Source organism: Chitinimonas sp. BJB300, assembly GCF_002735695.1.
Taxonomy (GTDB): Bacteria; Pseudomonadota; Gammaproteobacteria; order Burkholderiales; family Chitinimonadaceae; genus Chitinimonas.
In genome coordinates this window covers 1-3747 of the sequence record NZ_PDZH01000222.1, presented here as the reverse complement: position 1 = coordinate 3747, position 3747 = coordinate 1, and the positions used below count along the sequence as shown (strand labels likewise).

Annotated in this window: 2 protein-coding genes and 1 pseudogene; 1 reads left to right on the top strand and 2 read right to left on the bottom strand. The window is 57.2% G+C overall.

Going from position 1 to position 3747, the window contains the following annotated elements; all coding sequences use genetic code 11:
- Window positions 1-398 (top strand): annotated as a pseudogene (locus CSQ89_RS22675) (DUF927 domain-containing protein); the annotation flags it as partial.
- 600 nt (window positions 399-998) lie between these two features.
- On the opposite strand, the gene CSQ89_RS20405 reads toward CSQ89_RS22675, so the two are convergent.
- Entirely contained in the window at window positions 999-2417 is a 1419-nt protein-coding gene (locus CSQ89_RS20405) for an HlyD family type I secretion periplasmic adaptor subunit (protein ID WP_099407840.1), read from the bottom strand.
- Window positions 2418-2431: 14 nt separating this feature from the next.
- Window positions 2432-3747 (bottom strand): type I secretion system permease/ATPase (locus CSQ89_RS20400; protein WP_143747059.1); only part of this gene is annotated, 1316 nt, incomplete at its 5' end.

Below are 3747 nucleotides of genomic sequence, written 5' to 3'. Positions count from 1 at the left end.
ATGGCTTGGGGAACCGCGAAGATAGCCAGATACTCGACCAAGCCGAAGCGTGGTTTGCCGCCAATGCGTTTGCGCGCTTTATTGATTGGCACGATGCCGGCAGTGACCGTGAACCCATCATGCCCAATTGTGCGGGTTACCGGCGTCGGGGTAGCGACTCGATCTATTGGTTGGTGTTTCCAGGCGTGTTTACGGATGAGATTGCCGAAGGTTTCGACAAGATCATGGCGGCCAGCGCCTTGGTTAAAGCCGATATGCTCCAGGCGGGGAATGATGGCAAATCCACCTCGGTGCACAAGACGCCCGACCTACCCAGACAGCCGAGACGTTTCTACAAATTCCTGGCCATCGTAAGAAAGGAAGGAGCAGAAGCAGAACCACTACCGAGTGCGACATAAAAAACAGGTGTTACCGGTGTAACGGTGTAACCAATAAAAAAAAGCCTGTAAGGACAAGGATTTAAAGCCAGAAAGCGGTTACACCCTGGTTACACTAGGCCAGAAATGAAGGTAACCAGCAGACCATTTCGCGCCTGGTTACACGGTTTGGTTACACGAAGCGCCGGGTGTGAAACCAGGGTGTAACCGCTGAAAGCCTTGTGCCACGGGGGTTTTAGCAGTTGGTTACACCGTAACACCGGTTACACCCACTTTTTGTGTACTTATAGAGAGTCAGCGAAATAGTGGACTGGTAATCCCCCAAGCAACAGAGGCAGAACCCCCCTCGCTAGCACAATCGATCCATTCAAGCTCGCTGGCATGGATCGTTATTTTCTACAGTGCGCAGTAAGGTGCGCCCAATGCACGCGCGAGAACAGTGCGTAATTTTGACGAACGCACTGTTTCATTCGTGCGGCACGTTTGGCTAATTCCTATCCGTAATGTTTGTTCACGTACCCGTGCCAATAGCCGTCATGCGCCATTGCCTGTTATCTCCGCCCTAAAGCGGTCGCTTTTGGGTGCAATGGCACTTGTCGGAGGCGGCAGGAGGGATGGTTTTTACCGCTCTCGCAAGCTTTCCTGCAAATGCTCGCTCAGCGGGCTGAGGAAGTATTCAATTACCCGCCGTTTGCCGATCTTGATTTCGGCTGTCACGGCCATGCCAGGGCTGAGGTTGACCTGCTTGTTTTCCACCCGCACCGATGATTTATCGAGCTGCACTCGGGCGGGGTAGATCAGGCCGCGCTTTTCGTCTTGTACCGCGTCGTTCGATACCGTCAGCACTTTGCCTGACAAGGTGCCGTACTTGGTGAAGCTGAAGGTCTCCACTTTGACCTCTGCTTCCTGGCCGGCGTAAACGAAGCCGATGTCTTTGTTTTCGATCTGGGCTTCCACCACCAGCCTATCGTTTTGCGGTACCACTTGCAGCAGTGGGTCGGCTTCCTTTACCACCCCACCTACGGTATGAACGGCGAGTTGCTGTACTACACCGTCCACCGGGGCCTTCAGCGTCAGCAAGGTGTTGCGTTGTTCGGCCTTGACCAATTCCTGTGTCAGCGAGCTGGCTTTGACCTGCGCCTGATTCAGCTGGTCCAACGCGGTTCGCTTGGCCTGTGCAAGCAGGCTGCTGCGTTCGCGCAGGTTTTGGGCAATGGCGTGGTCGAGTTCGCGAGATCGACTCTGTTCGGTGGCTAGGTCGCGCTGGGTTTCCATCAAGGCTTGTTCTTTTTCCAACAAAGCATGCTTGGCCACGAAGTTCTTGTCTGCCAGGCCACGGAAGTCTTCTGCCCGTTGCTTGACGATGGGCAGGGTGTCCTGCAACTTGGCTGACCTTTGTTGGCTGGTGGCGAGTTCGGCGCGGCGTTGGGCAGTTTGTTCATCTAGCGATGCAAGCCTGGCCTGCAATTCGGCATATTCGCCTGCCAGCAATCGCTGTTCGTCGACAACGGCAGCGGGCTCAAGACCTGGGGGCGGGAGTAGCTGGGGTGATCGGCCCTTGTTGAGTGCCTCGATCATCGCTTGGGCGCGTACAACCTGCAGCACTGCCGAGCCACGTTCGCTCCCCAGGCGGTCGCGGTCAGCCCCGGCACTGGTGGCGTCAAGCTGAACCAGCGTTTCACCTGCCCTGACGTGTTGGCCGTCGCGCACGAGAATGCGCCGCACAATGGCCAGTTCGGGCGACTGGATAATCTTGGTGCGATCGTCGGGAATCACCTTACCTTGCGCCACGGCGACCACGTCGATCTTGCCGAAGATGCTCCACAACAGTGCGATCAGGAACAGGCTGATCAGGACCTTCATGGTAAGCCGTGGAATAGGCGAAGGCGGTGTTTCCTGCAATTCCAGGGCGGCAGGCAGGAATTGCGCTTCGTAACCCAGTTTGGGTTTGGGTTCGAGTTGGTCTCGTATGGCCCAGGCGGCTTGCCACACGGCGCGGTAACGTTGCAACAGGCCTTTGAATGCTTCAAATTTCAACATGATGAATATCGCCCTTAACCTTGTTGCAAGCTGTGGAGGTGGGCGTAATACCCTTGCGGTTTGTTGACGAGGTCGTCATGGCGGCCTTCTTCAACAATTTGTCCTTTATCGACGGCGATGATGCGGTCTGCCATGCGGACCGTGGAAAGGCGGTGGGCGATGATGATGACGGTACGCCCTTGGCTGATGGCGGCCATGTTGTCGCGGATAATGCGTTCGGACTCATAGTCGAGTGCGCTGGTGGCTTCATCCAGAATCAGGATGCGTGGGTTGGTGGCCAAGGCGCGGGCAATGGCGACACGTTGGCGCTGGCCGCCCGATAGGCCGGTGCCGTGCTCGCCCACCATGGTGTCGTAGCCTTCCGGCAATTCGACGATGAAGTCATGCGCCCCCGCCAACTTGGCCGTGTGAATCACCGCTTCCATCGGCATGCCAGGGTCGGCCAAGGCGATGTTGTCGCGTAGTGATCGATTGAACAGCAGGTTTTCCTGCAGCACGACGCCGACCTGGCGGCGCAGCCATACTGGGTCGGCCAGGGCGAGGTCTACCCCATCGACCAACACCCGGCCGCGTTCCGGCACATATAGGCGCTGCACCAGCTTGGTGAGGGTGCTCTTGCCCGAGCCAGACCGGCCCACAATACCGATTACTTCACCGGGTTTGATCTGCAGCGAGATACCGCGAAGAATCTCCGGGCCGTCGGGACGGTAGCGGAAACCCACTTGGTCGAATTCAATCGCCCCCTCAATGGCCGGCAAGGCGGCACGGCTGCCCTGGGTGACTTCGGTACGGGTATTGAGAATATCCCCCAGCCGTTGCATGGAAATGCCGGTCTGCTGGAAGTCCTGCCATAACTGTGCCAAACGCATGATGGGCCCGGCAACTCGCCCGGCCAGCATATTGAAGGCAATCAACTGGCCTACCGTTAGGTCGCCTTCTATCACCAACTTCGCACCCAGCCACAGGGTGGCCACGGTAACGATCTTGCCGATCATCGAAACGACTTGGCTGGCGATATTGCCCAGCTGGCCTACCTTGAAGCTGGCAGCCACATAGGCGGCGAGTTGGTTGTCCCAACGCTCGATCACACGTGGTTCTACCGCCATGGCCTTGATGGTCTCAACCCCATTGATGGCCTCGACCAGGAAGGATTGGTTTTCTGCGCCGCGGGCAAATTTTTGGTCCAGCCGTGCGCGCAAGACTGGGGTGATCATGAACGACAACAAGGCGTAGCAAGGCAGGCTGAGCAGCACAATCAAGGTCAACCAGCCGCTGTAGTAGAACATCACGGCGATGAAGACGACCGAGAACAGCAGGTCCATCAGCAGGG

What these genes read in the sequence shown, in the direction of transcription:
- CSQ89_RS20405 (WP_099407840.1), bottom strand. Translation starts at nt 2,417, where the DNA reads ATGTTGAAATTTGAAGCATTCAAAGGCCTGTTGCAACGTTACCGCGCC.